The organism is Butyrivibrio sp. FCS014 (assembly GCF_000526935.1).
Classification (GTDB): domain Bacteria; phylum Bacillota; class Clostridia; order Lachnospirales; family Lachnospiraceae; genus Butyrivibrio.
In genome coordinates this window covers 251,903-270,245 of sequence record NZ_JAHA01000003.1, presented here as the reverse complement: position 1 = coordinate 270,245, position 18,343 = coordinate 251,903, and the positions used below count along the sequence as shown (strand labels likewise).

Annotated in this window: 13 protein-coding genes; 1 reads left to right on the top strand and 12 read right to left on the bottom strand. The window is 45.5% G+C overall.

Features of this window, described 5'->3' with window-relative positions; genetic code table 11:
* Positions 1 to 15: 15 nt before the first annotated feature.
* From T456_RS18910 to T456_RS0101540, 4 genes are all read right to left on the bottom strand, one after another.
* Positions 16 to 2,715: a right-handed parallel beta-helix repeat-containing protein gene (locus tag T456_RS18910; RefSeq protein ID WP_024864597.1), complete on the bottom strand. Its 2,700-nt coding sequence runs from the start codon at positions 2,713 to 2,715 to the stop codon at positions 16 to 18.
* A 188-nt stretch (positions 2,716 to 2,903) separates the two neighbouring features.
* Positions 2,904 to 4,055 carry a GGDEF domain-containing protein gene (locus T456_RS20910; RefSeq protein ID WP_197026844.1) on the bottom strand — a complete coding sequence of 384 codons (1,152 nt, stop codon included), beginning with the start codon at positions 4,053 to 4,055 and terminating at the stop codon, positions 2,904 to 2,906.
* 23 nt (positions 4,056 to 4,078) lie between these two features.
* Positions 4,079 to 4,351 carry a hypothetical protein gene (locus T456_RS0101545; RefSeq protein WP_024864595.1) on the bottom strand — a complete coding sequence of 91 codons (273 nt, stop codon included), beginning with the start codon at positions 4,349 to 4,351 and terminating at the stop codon, positions 4,079 to 4,081.
* Between the two features lie 107 nt (positions 4,352 to 4,458).
* Positions 4,459 to 5,157: a YggS family pyridoxal phosphate-dependent enzyme gene (locus T456_RS0101540; protein WP_024864594.1), complete on the bottom strand. Its 699-nt coding sequence runs from the start codon at positions 5,155 to 5,157 to the stop codon at positions 4,459 to 4,461.
* A gap of 87 nt (positions 5,158 to 5,244) precedes the next feature.
* Between T456_RS0101540 and T456_RS0101535 the strand changes: the two genes are divergently transcribed.
* Positions 5,245 to 6,117 carry a PilZ domain-containing protein gene (locus tag T456_RS0101535; RefSeq protein ID WP_024864593.1) on the top strand — a complete coding sequence of 291 codons (873 nt, stop codon included), beginning with the start codon at positions 5,245 to 5,247 and terminating at the stop codon, positions 6,115 to 6,117.
* Positions 6,118 to 6,203: 86 nt separating this feature from the next.
* Here the strand turns inward: T456_RS0101535 and rho are convergent, their stop codons facing one another.
* From rho to T456_RS0101495, 8 genes are all read right to left on the bottom strand, one after another.
* Positions 6,204 to 7,685 (bottom strand): transcription termination factor Rho, encoded by a 1,482-nt coding sequence (gene rho, locus T456_RS0101530; RefSeq protein WP_024864592.1) that lies wholly within the window; start codon positions 7,683 to 7,685, stop codon positions 6,204 to 6,206.
* Between the two features lie 192 nt (positions 7,686 to 7,877).
* A complete protein-coding gene (locus tag T456_RS0101525; protein ID WP_024864591.1) occupies positions 7,878 to 8,510 on the bottom strand; it encodes a CPBP family glutamic-type intramembrane protease in 633 nt (210 codons plus the stop codon).
* A gap of 85 nt (positions 8,511 to 8,595) precedes the next feature.
* Positions 8,596 to 10,563: an ABC-F family ATP-binding cassette domain-containing protein gene (locus T456_RS0101520; RefSeq protein WP_024864590.1), complete on the bottom strand. Its 1,968-nt coding sequence runs from the start codon at positions 10,561 to 10,563 to the stop codon at positions 8,596 to 8,598.
* On the bottom strand, positions 10,564 to 11,769 hold the full coding sequence (locus T456_RS0101515) for an NADP-dependent isocitrate dehydrogenase (protein WP_024864589.1): 1,206 nt from the start codon (positions 11,767 to 11,769) through the stop codon (positions 10,564 to 10,566).
* Between the two features lie 39 nt (positions 11,770 to 11,808).
* Positions 11,809 to 12,504, bottom strand: a complete 696-nt coding sequence (locus tag T456_RS0101510; RefSeq protein WP_242835834.1) for a GntR family transcriptional regulator — start codon at positions 12,502 to 12,504, stop codon at positions 11,809 to 11,811.
* Positions 12,501 to 13,934: a 2-isopropylmalate synthase gene (locus tag T456_RS0101505; protein ID WP_024864587.1), complete on the bottom strand. Its 1,434-nt coding sequence runs from the start codon at positions 13,932 to 13,934 to the stop codon at positions 12,501 to 12,503. Before T456_RS0101505 ends, T456_RS0101510 begins: the two co-directional genes overlap by 4 nt.
* A 151-nt stretch (positions 13,935 to 14,085) precedes the next feature.
* Positions 14,086 to 16,029, bottom strand: coding sequence for an EAL domain-containing protein (locus tag T456_RS0101500; RefSeq protein WP_081748954.1), 1,944 nt, complete (start codon positions 16,027 to 16,029; stop codon positions 14,086 to 14,088).
* Positions 16,030 to 16,159: 130 nt separating this feature from the next.
* Positions 16,160 to 18,250, bottom strand: a complete 2,091-nt coding sequence (locus T456_RS0101495) for an elongation factor G (protein ID WP_024864585.1) — start codon at positions 18,248 to 18,250, stop codon at positions 16,160 to 16,162.
* Positions 18,251 to 18,343: the final 93 nt, after the last annotated feature.

The following is an 18,343-nucleotide window of genomic DNA, read 5'->3' as shown; positions in this document are numbered from 1 at the left end:
GTCATTAAATATTTATCAGAGCTTTTCAAGCCGCTCCGTGACTATGTCCATACTGCCCCTGCTCATGCGGAATACCACATCTTCAAGAGAGATGAACTTCTTGTTTCTGATGAACTTAAGGTATCTTGGTGTAAATCTCATCTTGATGCCCTTGGGTTCTATTCCTGAGTTTACCTTGTCCTGAATAGCCTGACAGGTGTCGGCGGGATCCTGAGTCATGCTCTTGCTTAAGATGCAAAGAAGGGTTCCTGCTGTGCGCACAAAGCCCTCGCAGTTCGGATCATCGGAGACGTCCAGTGACTGCATGGCTCCAACGGACCACTTCTTCAGGGAATGGTATATTCCGTACTCGCAGTCCAGCTCCACCAGCTTGTCATTGACACCGTCGTAAAGCCAAACTTCATTGCCCTTGACGTACATATCCCTCACCCTGAAAAGGCTTCCTTCAAAGGGAAAAGATATACCGACAGCATCACAGCCTGTTAGAAGAATATTGGCATTAACCTTTGCCACGATATCCTCCGGCTCAGGCACATCCTCTTTTTCCTCATGAGCTTCTTCCTGCCTTGCGGCCTCTTCCTCCATGGCCTGTTCAAATTCCTTGAGGATGAAGTTCGGATCCTCGGGATCCTTGGGCGGGATGTCGGCTTTCTCGGTTATCCTGCCCTTTTCCCTGTGCCCAAGCTTGTAGGAGCCAAAGCCCTCTGACTGGACGGTGAACCTGTCCGTATCGCACTCCTCGAAAGGTCCTGCCACAGGATATCTGCCCCGGCGTCTTCCGAAATAGTCCACATCAAACATTATGGCACTGCCATCAGGATTTTCAAATCTCTGCTCCGGTTCAAAGGCTGCCCCGAGCACATCGGAATTAACGGGAATGGTATAATCCCTTGGAAGATACTCGTAAAGGTTTGTGTGAAGAGTATATCTTCCATCCTCAAAATCCACGTAAATACTGATCTTGTGGGTCTTATCCATATGGGCCGCAACTTCGCTCTCGCAGGGTCTTGCCCCGTTAAAGAAGGCATTACCTCCGGTATAGACCGGCATATGATCGTAGTATAGATCGCTTGATCCGTACTTGTAGCAATTCTCTTTATTAAAAGCGGCAAAATACTCTGCCGCTGTGGGATACCCTGAATAGACACAGGTTCCGCAGATAAAGTTGTTCAGCTGCAGTGTATCCGTGCCCTGGGATACACAGTAATCCAAAAGGTCCTGTCTGACCGGCTTTTGAACGAAGATGTTGTTGTAGAATCTGGCATCTCCGTGCTGTATGGTCATGAATCCGGCAATCTTCGTTGAATGAGGAACATGATATGGTGTGAACCTGCTGGTGGGGATTTTCTTGCTTCCGTCATCCGTGCCCCTTCCCACGTAGGTAAAAGAGCCGTGAATAAGATTGTGCACAAAGGCAATGCCCTGGGTGCTGATCCTTGCGGAGATATCCGAAAGAAGCAGGTTGTGGTCGATAAGAGTCGGGCCGTGGGATACCTCAATAAAAATGTCCTCTCCCAAAGCCAGGCCGTCATCTATGATGGTCCCTTCCGGAGGCACATTGTCATGCATAAAGTTCTGGGTAACTCTTGTCCCTTGTGCCTGCCAGTCCAGCCAGATTCCTCTTGTGCAGTGATCTATGTGATTGCGCCTTATGATGGTATCGATGGCGGCATGGAACTTAATGCCGCCAATCTCAGCGCCGGTAAGATTATGCTTGTTGTTAATATGATGGATATGGTTATCCTCAATAAGGGAAAAGGCACATCCCATGTGGCCCACGATACCTGTCTGGCCGCAATCATGGATATCACAGCGGCGTACAATGTGGGAGCCTATTGTCTCTTTGTCCCAACCCTCGTTCACAGCCTGGCATACGCAGTCTCTCTCGGTCTGGGAGCCTATCTTTACCCATCCTGTGGTCCACTTATTATTGCTCCCCTTCTGGTAGTACTTGCCAAGGGATATTCCGCAGCACTTGGACTCATAGATGTTACAGTCTTCTATTATCCATCCCTTTGCCCAGTTAGGACCTACCATTCCCTCCTGATATGCTGTGGGAGGAGCCCACTGGGTTGCGGCACATCTGATGGTAAAGCCGCAAAGAGTAATATAATCAACCCCGGTTTTCTCAGGCATAAAACATGCCTTTCTCACGGAAAGTTCCACATTTTCCTCATTGGGGTTTTTGCCCTGGAAATTTGCATAGATGATGGTATTGCCCTCTTCCTGGGCTGTATACCAGACATAAGAGGAAAAATCCGGATCCCAGGACCTTTTGTCCTTTTGCGGATGCATGCAAAGAGAGAGGTCAAAGACCTCGTACATTGACTTGCCGTCCAGATAGATTTCTCCTGTATGGGGATTGGGAGACTTGGAAGAAAACCAGTCTCCGTGAACTGTATCTACATAAGGATTGTAACTTCCGAAAAAACTTCCCGGAATGCGGACGCGCCATACATTTTCGAAGGCTTCCCACATACCAAGGCGCTCTGCGCCTGTGATCACAGCCTCGCCCTTCTCGGTGCTGATGAAGGTAATCCTGTCCTTCTCAGTCCCTGAATTAACAGGCTTTACCCACTCTCTGTAGACTCCGGGGCCTACAAAGACGGTATCACCGGCTTTTGCCAAATCGGCCGCTTCCTGAATAGTCCTGAAAGGATGCTCTGCTGAGCCATCACCGCTTCTTGCAACATTACCGGACACATATATCTGCATACACTTATCCCCCTGATACTGCTCCGCTTGCTAATTGAAAAAATACGGATATACTATAGTATATCACAGTTTAGAGCCCGTAACCAAAGGAGGAACGGCATGGCAAGGATGAAATTTATATATGCGATAGCCATTCTGGCTGCATTTATACTGGCTGGTCTTCTGATCAGCGCCATTAACTCAATGTTTTAACCGACATTGAGTTTTTTGTTCTGATAAAGATCCGAATCCGCTCTTGCTATAAAGGCCTGTATCGAAACAGGTGCCTGATAATCATACTGGGAAATTCCGACGCTTACCGTGATGTCATAAGAAGCTCCGTCAACCTCGGTAGCTCTTTTCAAATTTGTCCTAATCTGATCAACCAGCCAGGCCGCTTCTGCTCTGTATCCCATCTCAGCCACAATAACAAATTCGTCCCCGCCGTATCTTGATACGAACATCCTGCTGCGGGTTCCCTGGCAGGCTTCCTTGATGGCATTTGAGACTCTGTTAAGCGCTCTGTCGCCTTCAGCGTGGCCATAAGTGTCATTGATAACTCTAAGGCTGTTAACATCCACCATGATAAGGAAAAGAGACATGCCCGGTTCCTCATGTTTCATCTTGGTGATCAGGTACTTGTACATCTGGTTCCTGTTATTGGTCTGTGTCAGAGGATCGATGGAAACAAGGTTCTCCATATATGTCATGTACACATAAAGCACAGCTGCTGTCGCGCCGTAGCACAGGAACGGAATTCTCCAGAATATAGCCTGCAAAACACCAAGAACTATGGGAGCAATTGGGAAAATGCCGATCATGAAATAGATACCCCTGTCGGCGTACCTGTCTTTGTTAAGATACCTTTGAAAGGCTTTGGCAGACGCAGCCAGAAGGTATCCGAAGGGCACAATAACAAGTATTGCATAGAATCTTCCGCCGTTAAGAACATTGTTCTCATCAACGTAAAAAACAAGCCCTGTCCTGAAAGCGGTGATGCACAGGATCGCCGAAACAAGCACAGGAATACCGATAAGGCGCCTGGTTGTGGGATTCTCAATATACTTATCCCGCTGGATCGCCTCAGATACCACAAACCAATAGTACGCTGCAAGAGTTATGAAAATATAGGTGAATATGTTGGAAAGATATAACATCGACCTGGTGGATTCTATGGTATTGCTGTCTACCAGTGCCCAGAATATTTCGGCCACAAAGTAAAGTGCCAGGATCACCACGAGGTTGCCGAGACAAACAAGGGACAATTCCTTGTTTATACTCTTTCTGATCTTCAATAAGATGATGCACAGAAGACAGATACAGGCTATATGAGCCTCAATATAATAAAAAGCATAACCCAAAATAAAGACCTCCAAAAAATATGTCATGCCCCTCCGGCAATTGCCTTAAGAGCTTCAAATTCAGAATCATAAACACCGCCCATGGCTTCTACTTCTTCCCAGGTATACCATGACCCGGACAGCTGTACTCCTCTGATGGACACATCGGTGGCAATGACCATAAAAGGCTTATGGTTCACCACAATATAACAGGTCCGGTTAAGCCCAAAGGGAGTTACAAACACGTGACCTGTGTCGATCAGATGATTAAGCTGATCCAAGGATAAGTTTTTAGATAAGGGTACTGTTTTTAACATGAATCCCCTTCCCGCGAAAAAAAACAGATAAGCCAAACAGTATAAATTTATTATACTATCTGGCTTTTTTAGTGTAAATTCGTTTATATTTATTTAAGATTTTGGAACTATTGCGCTTTGGAATAATCCCTCTCTCCGAAAATACCGGTCCCGACTCTTACAAAAGTCGCTCCCTCTTCAATAGCCACCTGATAATCTCCCGTCATTCCCATGGAAAGCGTATCCATGTTAACACCGGGAATTCCCATTTCATTTATCTTATCTTTCAACTTCCTAAGCCCCCGGAAAAAGACCCTGTTGCTCTCCGGATCTTCGGTATAGGGCGCAATGGTCATAAGCCCCCTTATATTCAGATGAGGAAGTACGCTTATCTCTTTTACAAAGCCCGGGGCCTCCTCAGGTGTAAGGCCAAACTTGCTGTCCTCACCTGCCATGTTAACCTCTATAAGAACATCTATTACGCTGTCCGTCTTTGCAAACTGCTTCTCTATCTCGTCGGCCAGTTTCCTGTTATCCACCGAATGAATCATGCAGACTCTTCCCGGGAGGTATTTGACCTTGTTGGCCTGGAGATGTCCTATCATGTGCCAGTTAAGAGGCTCTGTGATCTCCTGCGTCTTGTCTTTTATTTCCTGGACCTTGTTCTCTCCGAAAGTCTTTATCCCGCAATCCATAGCCTGTCTTATATCGCTTACGGGTTTAGTCTTGCTTACGGCTATAAGTGTCACTTCAGACCTGTCCCTGCCGGCTTTCTTACAGGCCTTTGATATGTTCTCCTCAACAAATTCTAGATTCTTACTGATCATAGCTGTTCTCCCTCCAGATATTATCTGGATTTTTTCTATTTTGTAGTATATCATAAACTTAGAGTCATGCAACGGGGGATAAATCTTATGAATGTCAACGATATTTCTAACGGCTCGGAAGTTAAAATTCACGCTTCTATCAATGACCATGGTATCGTTCTTATGACCGAGGCCATTTTTGGTGTATCAGCCGGACTTCTCGTTAAGCCAATGGAATACTTTGGAAAGTACATGCAGTTCCTTGAGCCTTCAAATGTTGAGATTCGCAACAAGAGAGACGGCAGGGTTTATAAGTTCATGGCTACCACCATCACCCCAGTAAAGACCCGTTACGGAAATTTCCACCTCATCCGCAGTTCTTCAAAGCTGGAGCCCGAGAACACCAGAAAAGCCGAGCGTTTCTATATCGAGAAGCTTGGTCTTATGTCCATCAACGGCAACAACCAGGATCTTAAAAACTGTCTGGTTCATGATATTTCCATGAGAGGCATCTCTCTTATCTTAGAGCGGGGTACCAAACTCAAGGTAGGTGATACCCTCAATGTTATGTTCAGATACGGAGCCACCCTTCACAACTATGAAATAACCACCATGGTTGTCCGCAAATTTGAGATTCAGGGCAAGGAGGCTGTGGGATGCAGTATCTCAAACCTCAATGTGGATCTTATAGGTCTTCTCTCCTCCAAGAAAAAGGAGGCCCATACCGAGCTTGGCAAGGCTCCCGAGACAACGCTCAATCCCGAAATTTCACAGGAACAGCAGATCCTCGAAGTGGAGGAAGATATCGCCAAGGATCTTATTCCGGCAAAACCAACCACCATCACTATTACACCTTCTGCCGGAAGTACAGCATCATCTTCACCCTCACCGGATAAAACCCTTCGCGAGCAGCGAAGAGATGAAAAGATGGCCAAGCAGGCCAAAGAGATAGAGAACCTCCTGGACCTTAGGGATGTATAAAACGGACAGAAACTATAAGGACGGTGTAAGCAGTCCATGGATATGGACCACTTACACCGTCCCTTTTTGTTACCTTTCGGTTTGTATCAGAATCTTATCTGTTTCTCAACCATGCGGACAAATTCAACATTGTTGCGGGTCTTGGAGAAGAGATTGATGCACTGATCTACGGCATCATCAGCCTTCATTCCGTTAAAGCCCTTTCTTAAGCTGTTAATTGCAGCAAGCTCCTCTGAATTAAGAAGCAGGTCTTCTCTTCTGGTGCTGGACTTGGGAATATTGATGGCAGGGAAGATTCTCTTTTCCTGAAGTTTTCTGTCGAGAACCATTTCCATATTACCTGTTCCCTTGAATTCCTCGTAGATAACGTCGTCCATCTTGGAACCGGTCTCAATAAGAGCTGTTGCCAGTATGGTAAGGCTTCCGCCCTCTCTCATGTTTCTGGCTGCACCGAAGAATCTCTTGGGCATATGAAGAGCTGCAGGATCAAGACCGCCGGAAAGTGTTCTTCCTGAAGGAGGAACTACCAGGTTATAGGCTCTTGTAAGTCTTGTGATGGAATCAAGAAGGATACAAACGTCCTTGCCGTGTTCAACCAGTCTCTTGGCTCTCTCGATAACCATCTCGGCAACTCTCTTGTGGTGCTCGGGAAGCTCATCAAAGGTTGAATAGATAACTTCAGCATTGGGTCCTTCAATGGATTCCTTGATATCAGTTACTTCCTCAGGTCTCTCATCGATAAGAAGGATGATGAGATGAATATCCTTGCTGTTCTTTAAGATTGACTTGGCAACTTCCTTAAGAAGTGTTGTCTTACCGGCCTTGGGAGGAGATACGATCATTCCTCTCTGTCCCTTACCGATGGGGCACATCAGATCCATGATTCTCATGGCAACTGAGCATCCGGGCTGTTCAAGAACGATCTTGCTGTCAGGGAATACAGGAGTCATCTTCTCAAAATCCCATCTTCCGGAAGCAATCTCGGGCTTGTAGCCGTTTACGGAATCAAGCCTTGCAAGTGCGGCAAACTTATCGGTTTCCTTCTTGGCTCTGGAATATCCTTTCAGAATATCTCCGGTCTTTAAGTTAAATCTTCTGATAACGCTGGGAGCAACGTAAACGTCATTCTCTCCGGGAAGATAGTTCTCGCATCTGATGAATCCGTATCCATCCTGCATGATCTCAAGGATACCGGAAGCGATGTCACCGTCAAACTCCTCTTCCTCAGCCTCTTCCTTGACTACCGGTGCGGTCTTTTTGTCCTCTAAAGGAGCCTTCTCCTGCTTGGGCTCTGAAGGAGCAGGTGCAGGTGCTGCATTACCTGTGGTTACAACGATCTTCTTTTTTCTTCCTGCGGGCTTAGCAGATTTTTCTTCTGCATTCTCGCTCTTTTTTGCCTCTTTGGCGGGGGCTTTTGCAGCCTCTTTTTCCTTGGCTTCCTTCTCATCCAGTTCACACATAAGATCGATGATCTCTGCCTTCTTCATGGATGAAGCACCCTTAATGCCGCGCTTTTTGGCAATGTCTCTAAGGTCGTTAAGTTTCAGTGTTTCATACTTTTCTCTCAAATTAACTCCATTCTGCGCCAAACATTCCGGGCGCCGGTCTGTGTAACTTATTATGTCTTGCAATTATCATCTCTTGGGATTAATAAACGACTGCATCAAAATGCGTGTGTTTAAAGAACATAACAAAAAAACTTGTGTACATAGAAAAAATACAACAATAAATAAAAAAAATCAACTGATTTTAAAAAAAGTTTATCTATTGAATATCCTCACGATAGTATACACAACTGAATAGATATTGTCAAAGAATTCAAAAAGAACATGAGCCATCAGGGAAATATAGATATTTCTGGTGGCAACATAAGCAATGGTTACAGGAAGAGCCATAAGCATCCACTCAGCTATTCCAAGAAGTCCGTGAGCCCTTGAAAGGGCGCACAAAATAAGGCTCAGGAGCGTGAAGGCAAACACCTTCTTCTTGCTTCCGAACTTGATCATAGCCTTTCTGAAAAACAGCTCTTCCGCCACAGGCTTAAGAACAATCATCATCAGCGCATATAACAGTGTAGGAAAAAGATCGTTGTGGTAGATAATAGAAACCGTTCCGTCCCTGGTGATGTCAAATATCTCAGGGAAAACATGCAGCCTGACATAGTTAGCCAGATACATACCGATAAAGGTAAGAAGTACCGGTATCCAGAAGGTCACTATTCTTCCAAGATTCTTATAGAGTTTGCGGAACGAAAACTGTTTGTACAAAAAATAGAAATAGTACAGAAGTCCCAGATAGAATACTAAGAACAGATAAAATGTATCCTTGGGAAAGACTATTGTGGCAAGAACAAACAGAAGCTCCCACAAAAAAGGTATATATAAGCTGTTCAAGGCAATATCCTCGCAGAATTTACAAGTCGAATCCAATATATTATAGCTTTACAGTCCGAAATGGTCAACATTTATTAAAGACAGCTCAGTCTTCCTCGGAAAGCAGCTCCCACTGATCATAAAGCTCAGTAAGTCTTGCAGTTATCTCATCCTGCTCATCAGTGAGCTTTCGTAGTCTTCCAAGATCGGTTCCCACAGCGGGATCCGAGAGTTCTTCCGTGATCTTGGCCTCTCTCGCTTCAAGACTCTCTATCTCTTCCTCGCACTTCTTAAGGGCAGCTTCCTGCTTTCTCTTCTTGGCCTGGGCCTCTTTCTGAGCCTTCCAGTCAAGAGCTCCGTCGGAGTTTTTCTCGGAAGATGGCGCAGAAACAGTGCTTCCTATCACTGTGCCTGTGGTCCTTCCTCCGGCGGCATCAAGATCACCGCTTTCAAGGAGCCTTCTCATCCTCTCATCCACATGTTCCATGTAGTAGTCATAGTTGCCGATGTAGTTAACAAGCTGTCCGCCTGTAAGGTCCAGTATCCTTGTCGCAGTTTTGTTTATAAAGTAACGGTCGTGACTTACGTACAAAACAGTGCCCTCGTAACCTGCGATGGCACTCTCCAGTATCTCTTTGCTGGTGATATCCAAATGGTTTGTAGGCTCATCGAGAATAAGGAAGTTTGCGTCAGAGAGCATGAGCTTAGCAAGACTTACTCTTCCCTTCTCTCCTCCCGAAAGATCGCCTATACGCTTAAACACGTCCTCTCCGGTAAAGAGAAATGCCGCAAGGGTGTTGCGGATCTCGGTATTGTTAAGTGTCGGATAGGCATCGGAGATCTCCTGGAAAAGAGTCTTCTCGTCATGGAGCACATGGTGTTCCTGATCGTAATATCCTATCTGGACCTTAGCCCCCAGCGTAATGGTGCCTTCGTCCATTCTCTCGGCTCTGTTTATTATCTTAAGGAGTGTTGTCTTACCTGTTCCGTTATCGCCGATAATGGCCACATGCTCTCCCTTTTTGATCTCAAAGCCAAGACCGGAAAAGAGCTTTTCACTTCCGAAAGATTTTGCAAGGCCCTCTACTGTCAGGACATCATTGCCGCTCTCACAGATAGGCTTTAAAGTGATCTTCATGCTGTCATTGACATCCATGGGCTTATCCAGGACTTCAATCTTATCCAGCATCTTCTCGCGGCTCTCAGCTCTTTTTATGGACTTCTCCCTGTTAAAGGACTTTAATTTGGCAATGACCTCTTCCTGGTGTTTAATCTCTGCCTGTTGTTTAATATAGGCATTCCACTCAATGGCACGCTTCTGTTCCTTCTTGACGGCATAGGCACTGTAATTGCCGGTAAAGGAAGATACTCTGCAGTTCTCAACCTCGATAACCTTATCTGCAATCTTATCAAGGAAATATCTGTCGTGGGATACGATCATAACCGCACCCTTGTAGTTAAGAAGATAGTTTTCAAGCCATCTGATGGCACTCATGTCCAGATGGTTTGTGGGCTCATCAAGGATGATGAGGTCAGGATTCTGCAAAAGAAGTTTGCCAAGGGCAACACGGGTCTTCTGGCCGCCTGATAAAGTAGCGATGCTCTTATCAAGCTCCTCATCTGCAAAACCAAGTCCCCTTGCAACTCCCAGCACCTGGCTCTTCCAGGCATAGCCTTCCTTGTGCTTAAACTCCTCGCTCATGGCGGTATATCTGTTAAGGAGCTGCTCAAGAGCCTCTCCTTCAAGGTGCTTCATATCCTCTTCTGCGGCCCTGATGTTCTCTTCCAGGTCGATCACATCTCTTTTGACCTCTTTGAGTTCTTCGTAGATGGTGTTGCCGCTGTCGATATTCTGATTCTGGGCAAGGTATCCCCATGTCACATCCTTGGAGAAGGTAATATCCCCGTCATCAGCCGTAAGTTCCCCTATAATGAGCTTAAGGAGCGTGGTTTTCCCCGCTCCGTTAATGCCCACAATGGCTACTTTTTCATTATTTTCCACATGAAAAGAGGCATCCCTGAGGATGTCCTTTCCATCAAAACTTTTAGTTACTGCGTGAACCGAAAGAATCATTTAACATGCTCCAAATTCTTCTGCGATCGCATCCAAAAACTCTTCGCTTCCAAGCTTCCTGGGATTGGGAAGTGAAGTGATAAGAGCCAGGTCACCGGTCATGCGTCCGGATTCGATAACGGAAAGTGTTGCCTTTTCCATTTTATCTGCCCAGTCGCAAAGGCCCTGAATTCCATCCAGTTCTCCCCTCTTCCTCAGGGCTCCTGTCCAGGCAAAAATGGTTGCCACAGGATTGGTGGATGTAGGCTCTCCCTTCAGATACTTGTAATAGTGTCTCTGCACTGTACCGTGAGCGGCTTCGTACTCATATACTCCTGTAGGAGAAACAAGAACCGAAGTCATCATGGCAAGTGATCCAAAAGCTGATGATACCATATCACTCATAACATCGCCATCATAATTTTTGCAGGCCCATATAAAGCCGCCTTTGGACTTCATTACTCTGGCTACCGCATCATCAATAAGGGTGTAGAAGTAGGTGATCCCTGCCTTCTCAAACTCCTCCTTGAACTCGTTCTCAAAGACTTCATCAAAGATCTCTCTGAACCTTCTGTCATAGGTCTTGCTGATGGTATCCTTGGTTCCAAGCCACAGCTCTTTTTTCTCGGAAAGGGCATACTTGAAGCAGGCTCTTGCAAAACTCTTTATGGATGAATCCTTGTTGTGTACACCCTGGATAATACCGGGCTCATCAAACTCATGGATGGTCTTTCTTATTTCTGTTCCGTCCTCACCGGTAAAAAGAAGCTCTGCCTTACCGGGGCCTGGAACTCTGATCTCTACGTTCTTATATACATCACCATAGGCATGTCTTGCAAGTGTTATGGGACTTGTCCAGGTTCTTACATTGGGTTCTATTCCCTTTACCATTATAGGTGTTCTGAACACTGTTCCGTCAAGGATAGCTCTGATGGTGCCGTTGGGGCTCTTCCACATCTTCTTGAGTCCGTACTCTTCAACACGCTCGTTGTTGGGAGTAATGGTGGCACACTTAACGGCAACCCCGTATTTTAAGGTGGCATTGGCACTGTCCACGGTTATCTGATCGTCAGTCTCATCTCTTTTCTTAAGGCCAAGGTCATAGTACTCGCTCTTTAGGTCAATATAAGGCAGTATCAGCTTGTCCTTGATCATCTGCCACAGTACTCTTGTCATCTCATCCCCGTCCATCTCAACAATGGGGGTTGTCATCTGAATCTTGCTCATAAGTCATTCCTCTCTGTATTTTATGATATAGGGATACTTTTAATCAAACATTTCAAGAAGTCCGTTGTCCACCATGTTCTCAAAAGCATTGATCATGTGCTGATTGGCCAGTTCCTCGGCCTTGTCGGGATTCTTCTCCTTGATGGCTTCCATGATGTACTTATGCTCAACATTGGAAACCGCTCCTCTGCTGCTGGAAAGAGTCTTCTGTCTTACTCTCCATACGTACTGATGGTAGTCCTTTAAAAGATGCTCAAGCATCTTGGAATTGCATGACTCATAGAGGATGGTGTGGAAGCGGTTATCCAGCTCTGCCATCTGCTCCATGTGGCCTCTTGCGGCATGGAATTCGGCAAGATAGATGTTCTCCTCCATCTCCTCGAGCTGCTCCTCGGTGATGTGCTCGCAGGCCCATCTGGCGCAAAGACCTTCCAGTTTGGATCTGATCATATAGATATCCTCTATGTCTTTGACTTTAATGCCGGTGACATAGGCTCCTCTGTTGGGAATTATCTGAATAAGTCCCTCCAGCTCAAGCTGTCTGAATGCCTCTCTTACGGGAGTTCTGGATACTCCCAGCTCCTGGCCGATGGCAACCTCCTTAAGTTCCTCGTGATCCTTGTATTTACCGTTTAAGATATCCTCACGGATCCTGTGGAACACCCTTCCTCTTAGGGAATATTTATCGGTTACTTCCTGCTTTAAATCTCGATTCTCCATATTATGTGCGGTCATTTTACGGTAATGACCTCTCCTTCCTGTACACGGATACCAAGCTCTTCCTGAACCTTCTCAATCTCACGGACAAGCTCGTTATCAGTCATGACGGTTACTCTTCCGCCTGCATATTCTGCGTCCACCCACTCTTTGATCCTGGTTACCAGAGGAGACTGCTTGGTAAGGGCATGCTCATCCTTGAGTTTGTAGTGGATGTTGATCCAATGGGCTATTCCCGCAAGGCCTGAGGTGTTTGAAACGGCGCTTACAGGAGGTCTTCCCAGGAATTTCTCTGTATCGAAGATGTTATAGATCTCCTCGTTCTTAAGAAGTCCGTCGGCGTGGATTCCGGCTCTTGTCACGTTAAAGTTCTTGCCTACAAAAGGTGTATTGGCAGGTACCGTAAAGCCAACCTCTTTCTCATAGTACTCAGCAAGCTCTGTGATGACCTTGGTATCCATTCCGTTGAGATGCCCCTTAAGCTGGGCATACTCAAATACCATGGCTTCAAGCGGTGTGTTTCCCGTTCTCTCACCGATTCCGAACAGTGATGTATTAACTGAACAGCAGCCGTACAGCCAGGCTGTTGTGGAGTTGGTGACCGCCTTATAGAAGTCGTTGTGACCATGCCACTCAATAAGTTCACTGGGAACGCCGGCATTGGTGTTGATGGCATAGATAATACCCTGCACACTTCTGGGGATAACAGCACCCGAGAAGTTAACTCCGTATCCCATGGTATCGCAGGCTCTGACCTTGATAGGTATCTTATATTCATCCTTGAGCTTCATAAGTTCCACACAGAAGGGAACTACGAAGCCGTAGATATCGGCTCTTGTTATATCCTCAAGATGACATCTCGGACTGATGCCCTCTTCAAGACATGCTCTAACGATGGAAAGATAATGCTCAAGAGCCTGACGTCTTGTCATCTTCAGTTTAAGGAAAATGTGATAGTCGGAGCAGCTTACAAGAATACCGGTCTCTTTCATTCCGATCTCCTTGACCAGCTTAAAGTCTTCTTCGCTTGCTCTTATCCAGCTTGTTACCTCCGGAAATTCATAGCCCCTCTCCATACATTTATATACGGCATCCCTGTCGCTCTTGCTGTACAGAAAGAACTCACTCTGTCTTATCATGCCGTTGGGGCCGCCAAGCTTGTGAAGCATATCGTAGATATCAACGATCTGTTTGGTGGTATAAGGTGCCCTGGACTGCTGTCCGTCACGAAAAGTGGTATCTGTTATCCATATATCCTTGGGCATATTATGGGGAACGATCCTGTCATTAAACGGTATCTTTGGAACTTCCTCGTAGGGGAACATGTTTCTGAATACGTTCGGCTTTTCTACATCGTCAAGAATGTACATGTGCTCTTCAATCTGAAGCAGATTATTCTTGTCGTTCATCGTCACCGGACGATTTTGGAATGTATTTGACTCGCTCATGACCAACCTCACATTTTTTCGAAATTGTATTCCTTGCATAATTGTATACAATCATACCGCAAGTGTCAAGGCGGCATATTTACTGACTTTGTACAAAAACACAGCCGGCTCTTCTTAATCGAAAAGCCGGCCGGGATAATTACATATCAATTTAAAAACTACTCTTTCTTGTAAAGTATTTCTTCAGTTCTTCGATAGGTTCGGGCTTTGCGTAATGGTAACCCTGAATATAATCAAAACCTCTGTCCACGGAATACTTGTTCTGATCTGCGTCCTCAACACCTTCAACCAGTGTGACAAATCCGTTCTTCTTGAAAACTTCTATCATATAGGAAAGGATGTCATCCATTCTGTCGTCATCAAGGGATTTGTACAACAGTGTTTTGTCAAACTTAATGGTCTTAACGGGACAATCCATAACCCTTTCAAAGGAGGAATAACCGGTACCGAAATCATCCAGGTACAGCTGAATGCCGGCTCTGTCAAGGATTGCCATGTTATCAACGGCGGCACTGTGGTCCTCGAACATGGCAGACTCCGTTATCTCCATCCTTATCTTGGAAACATCAAAATCATACTTATCGATTATATCCAGAAAATCAGTATCCATTTCCAGGCTGGATAACTCCTTGGAGGAAATGTTAACGGAGATCGCATCAAACTCGTAATACTGTTCCAATTCCTGCACTACTCTGCATATCTTATCCAGCATGATGCAGCTTAAGGCATGTATGCAGCCGCTCCTCTCGGCAATGGGAATGAACTTGTCCGGAGAATAGATCTTATCACCTATCTTAAGCCTCATAAGAGCTTCCGCAACCCTGAAGGATTTTGTGTCCACACTGTATATGGGCTGTGCGTAAACAAGAACTCTTTCATCGTTATAATCCATTCTGTTCCTGATATCCTTAAGTGATTTGGTGATCTCATAAATATCCGCAAATCCCTCGTAATCCTCAGGAGCTGCCACATAAAAATAGCTGTTGTTTTTGCCATCGTATTTGCCGGTAAGATATTCATAGAACTGTCTTACCTTAAGAGGATCTCTCAATTCCTCATCGATCTTGCCGGTAATAATGACATAGTTGAAGGGAACCTTAAGCTCTGTTTTTACCCTGTCAAAAACTCCCCGGATCTGATTTGCAATGCCAAGAGCAGTTTTCCTGTCAGAAATGTCTATCACATTTACAAACTTATCTTCTGCCATTCTGAATAGCCTTACCTTGTCACTGATGGCTTCTATGGAACGGCATGCATTTATCCCGACTTCCTGAACATCATCTTCACTAATGAAATTCTCAATCGAAGGAATTTTAAACTCAGTATATACCAGATAGAAATCTCTTTTCCCTATAGCCTGTTTAATGAACTCATCAAGAGCATTCTGGCTCTCACATCCGGATTCTTCATCGTAAGGAATATTGTGGAATAAGAGAAATGCTATAAGAAGAATTGAAGCATGAGTCATCCCGACAAATATCGCATGATAGTACCGAGCCGCCCATATCTGCATAAGAAGTACAATGATCTCAATGGGTACAAAGATACATACCGTATGCCAGATTACTCTGGAGATATTGCGCTTGTTGGTGACCGTTGCATAGAAACAGACAGCTGCACAGATGATTCCGGCAATACTGTAGAATCTGACCATTCCGAATATATCAATATATGCAAGATTAACTTTATAAAGGCTCCCTGAAGCCATGCGAATGATAAGTACACCGAAATAGATGGCTGACAGGACGGCATACATGATCAGGAATTCTCTTCGCTGCTTGCGCCTGGCAAGGGACATCATATTGACATAGGAAAAAATGTAGTAAAGCACCCCGTTATAGACCATAAGGTACGTGATCAAAAGCACCGGGAACAACCAGTTGTTGTATAAAAGCTCAGGCCTGTTGGCAATGATGATTATAATGATCTGCAGTATGCTGGCTGCAATTGACCAGATCGTGCCAACAAAAATAAACCTGTATACATAGGTCTTTTTAGGCCTTGTATATAGCATGGCAAACATGAGAAGGCAGCTTATAAGCAGGCTTGCCGCTTCTCCTATGTAGTTGTAGTAAGTGATCAATCCTTCCCGCATATCATAATGTTATCATAAAAACGTATATTTAATAATAAAAACACTATAAATTTTGCGGCATTTTCAATGTTTGCACATAAAAATACTCCCCCGAAAAAGTTCCGGGGGAGTTTGAAAAACCGTATAAATATTACTCTTCTGAGTTTGCTGCAGCAACCTTGTCGGCTCTGTCTGCAACTTCCTTGGCCTGAACATCTGAAGGAGCCTGCTCATATCTTGCGAACTCATACTCGAAATCGCCGCTTCCTCCTGTCATGGAGCGAAGCTGTGTGCAGTATCCGAAGAGTTCCATCATAGGAACCTCAGCCTCGATAACCTGCTTGCCGGTAAGGGAAGGATTCATTCCAAGTACACGGCCTCTTCTCTTATTGAGGTCACCCATTACGTCGCCGGTAAAGTTATCGGGAACGGTAACCTTAAGGGATACGATGGGCTCAAGAAGAACGGGGCCTGCTTCCATGAAGCCCTTCTTGAAGGCGCCTGATGCAGCAACCTTGAAGGCCATCTCGGAAGAATCTACAGGGTGATAGGATCCGTCGTAAAGAGTTGCCTTAACGCCTACTACAGGGTAAGCTGCCAGAGGTCCTCTCTGAACTGACTCATTGATACCCTTCTCAACTGCAGGGAAGAAATTCTTGGGAACTGCTCCGCCTACAACTTCCTGATCGAATACATAAGGTGTTAAAGGATCGCCTGAAGGCTCGAAGCGCATCTTAACGTGTCCGTACTGTCCGTGTCCGCCGGTCTGCTTCTTGTACTTGTACTCGACATCAGAGTTCTTACGGATTGTCTCTCTGAAAGCAACCTTGGGCTTGGTGAGGTCGATGTCAACCTTATAGATGTTCTTGAGCTTACTCTGAACAACTTCAAGGTGCATATCGCCCATACCATACAGAAGGGTCTGACGGTTCTCAGCGTCATTGACTGCCTTAAGGGTCTGGTCCTCAGCTGAAAGCTTGGCCAGTGACTGAGCGATCTTATCGATATCGGCCTTATTCTGTGCATGATATCTCATGTATGTGTAAGGCTTGGAGATATCCATCTTAGCGTAGGTTATAGGATTAGCCTTGGTTGAAAGTGTATCGCCTGTTGCGATATCAACCTTCTGAAGAGCACCAAGATCACCTGCATGGAGCTCGGGAACTTCAGTAGCCTTGTTGCCCTGAAGAACATAGAGCTTGCCGATCTTAACATCCTGATCCTTGCTTGCGATGTACATCTGATCATCGGGCTTAAGGACACCTGAACGAACCTTGATAAGTGAATACTTACCGATGAAGGGATCGATCATGGTCTTGAATACGAAAGCAGTCTTGGGCTTACTGAAGTCGAAGTCAGCCTCGAATACTTCGTTGGTATTGGTGTTAATGCCGGCCATCTTGCGGTTCTCGGGGCTGGGCATATACTTAACGATATCATCAAGCAGAGTGTAGATACCCTGGCACAGTGTGGATGATCCCATCTCAATGGGAACGATTGAGCAGTCACAAACGTTGCTGCGGGCAGCTGCTCTGATCTCAGCCTCTGAGAATGTATCGCCGTTGAAGTATCTGTCCATGAACTCCTCTGATGTCTCGGCAACGGTCTCAATGAGAGTATCTCTAAAGAGCTTAAGGTTAGCTTCGTTGTACTCGGGAACAGGGCACTCAACAACTTCCTTGCCTTCCCATCTGAAGCCCTTCTCCTGGATTACATTTACGTATCCGACAAACTTCTCATTCTCACGGATAGGGAGATTGAAAGGAGCCATCTTCTTGCCGTACTTGTCTGTAAGGTCCTGAACAACCTGTCTGTAAGAAACATCATCTATATCCATATCGGAAACAAAGAACATGCGGGGAATCTTGTACTTCTCGCAAAGGTCCCAGGCTCTCTCAGTTCCAACTTCGATTCCTGCCTTACCTGAAACAACAATGATAGCTGCATCAGCTACGCTGATAGCCTCTTCTACTTCACCGACAAAATCAAAGAAGCCGGGAGTATCAAGCAGGTTGATCTTATGTCCGTCCCACTCAAGAGGAATAGTTGATGTGCTGATGGAAATACCTCTCTTCTGCTCTTCCTTATCAAAATCGCTAAGAGTGTTGCCATCCTCAACTTTTCCCATACGGGATGTGATGCCTGCAAGGTAAGCCATTGCTTCCGCAAGAGTGGTCTTTCCTGCGCCGCCATGCCCCAACAGTACTACGTTTCTGATCTTGTCTGTCGTGTAAACGTTCATATCTAGTCCTCCAGTTTGGATGTATTTGGGAATTTTGTATAAGATTTGTTACAGCTCCCCAAGAAAATCATATAACCATTTTACTAAAAAACT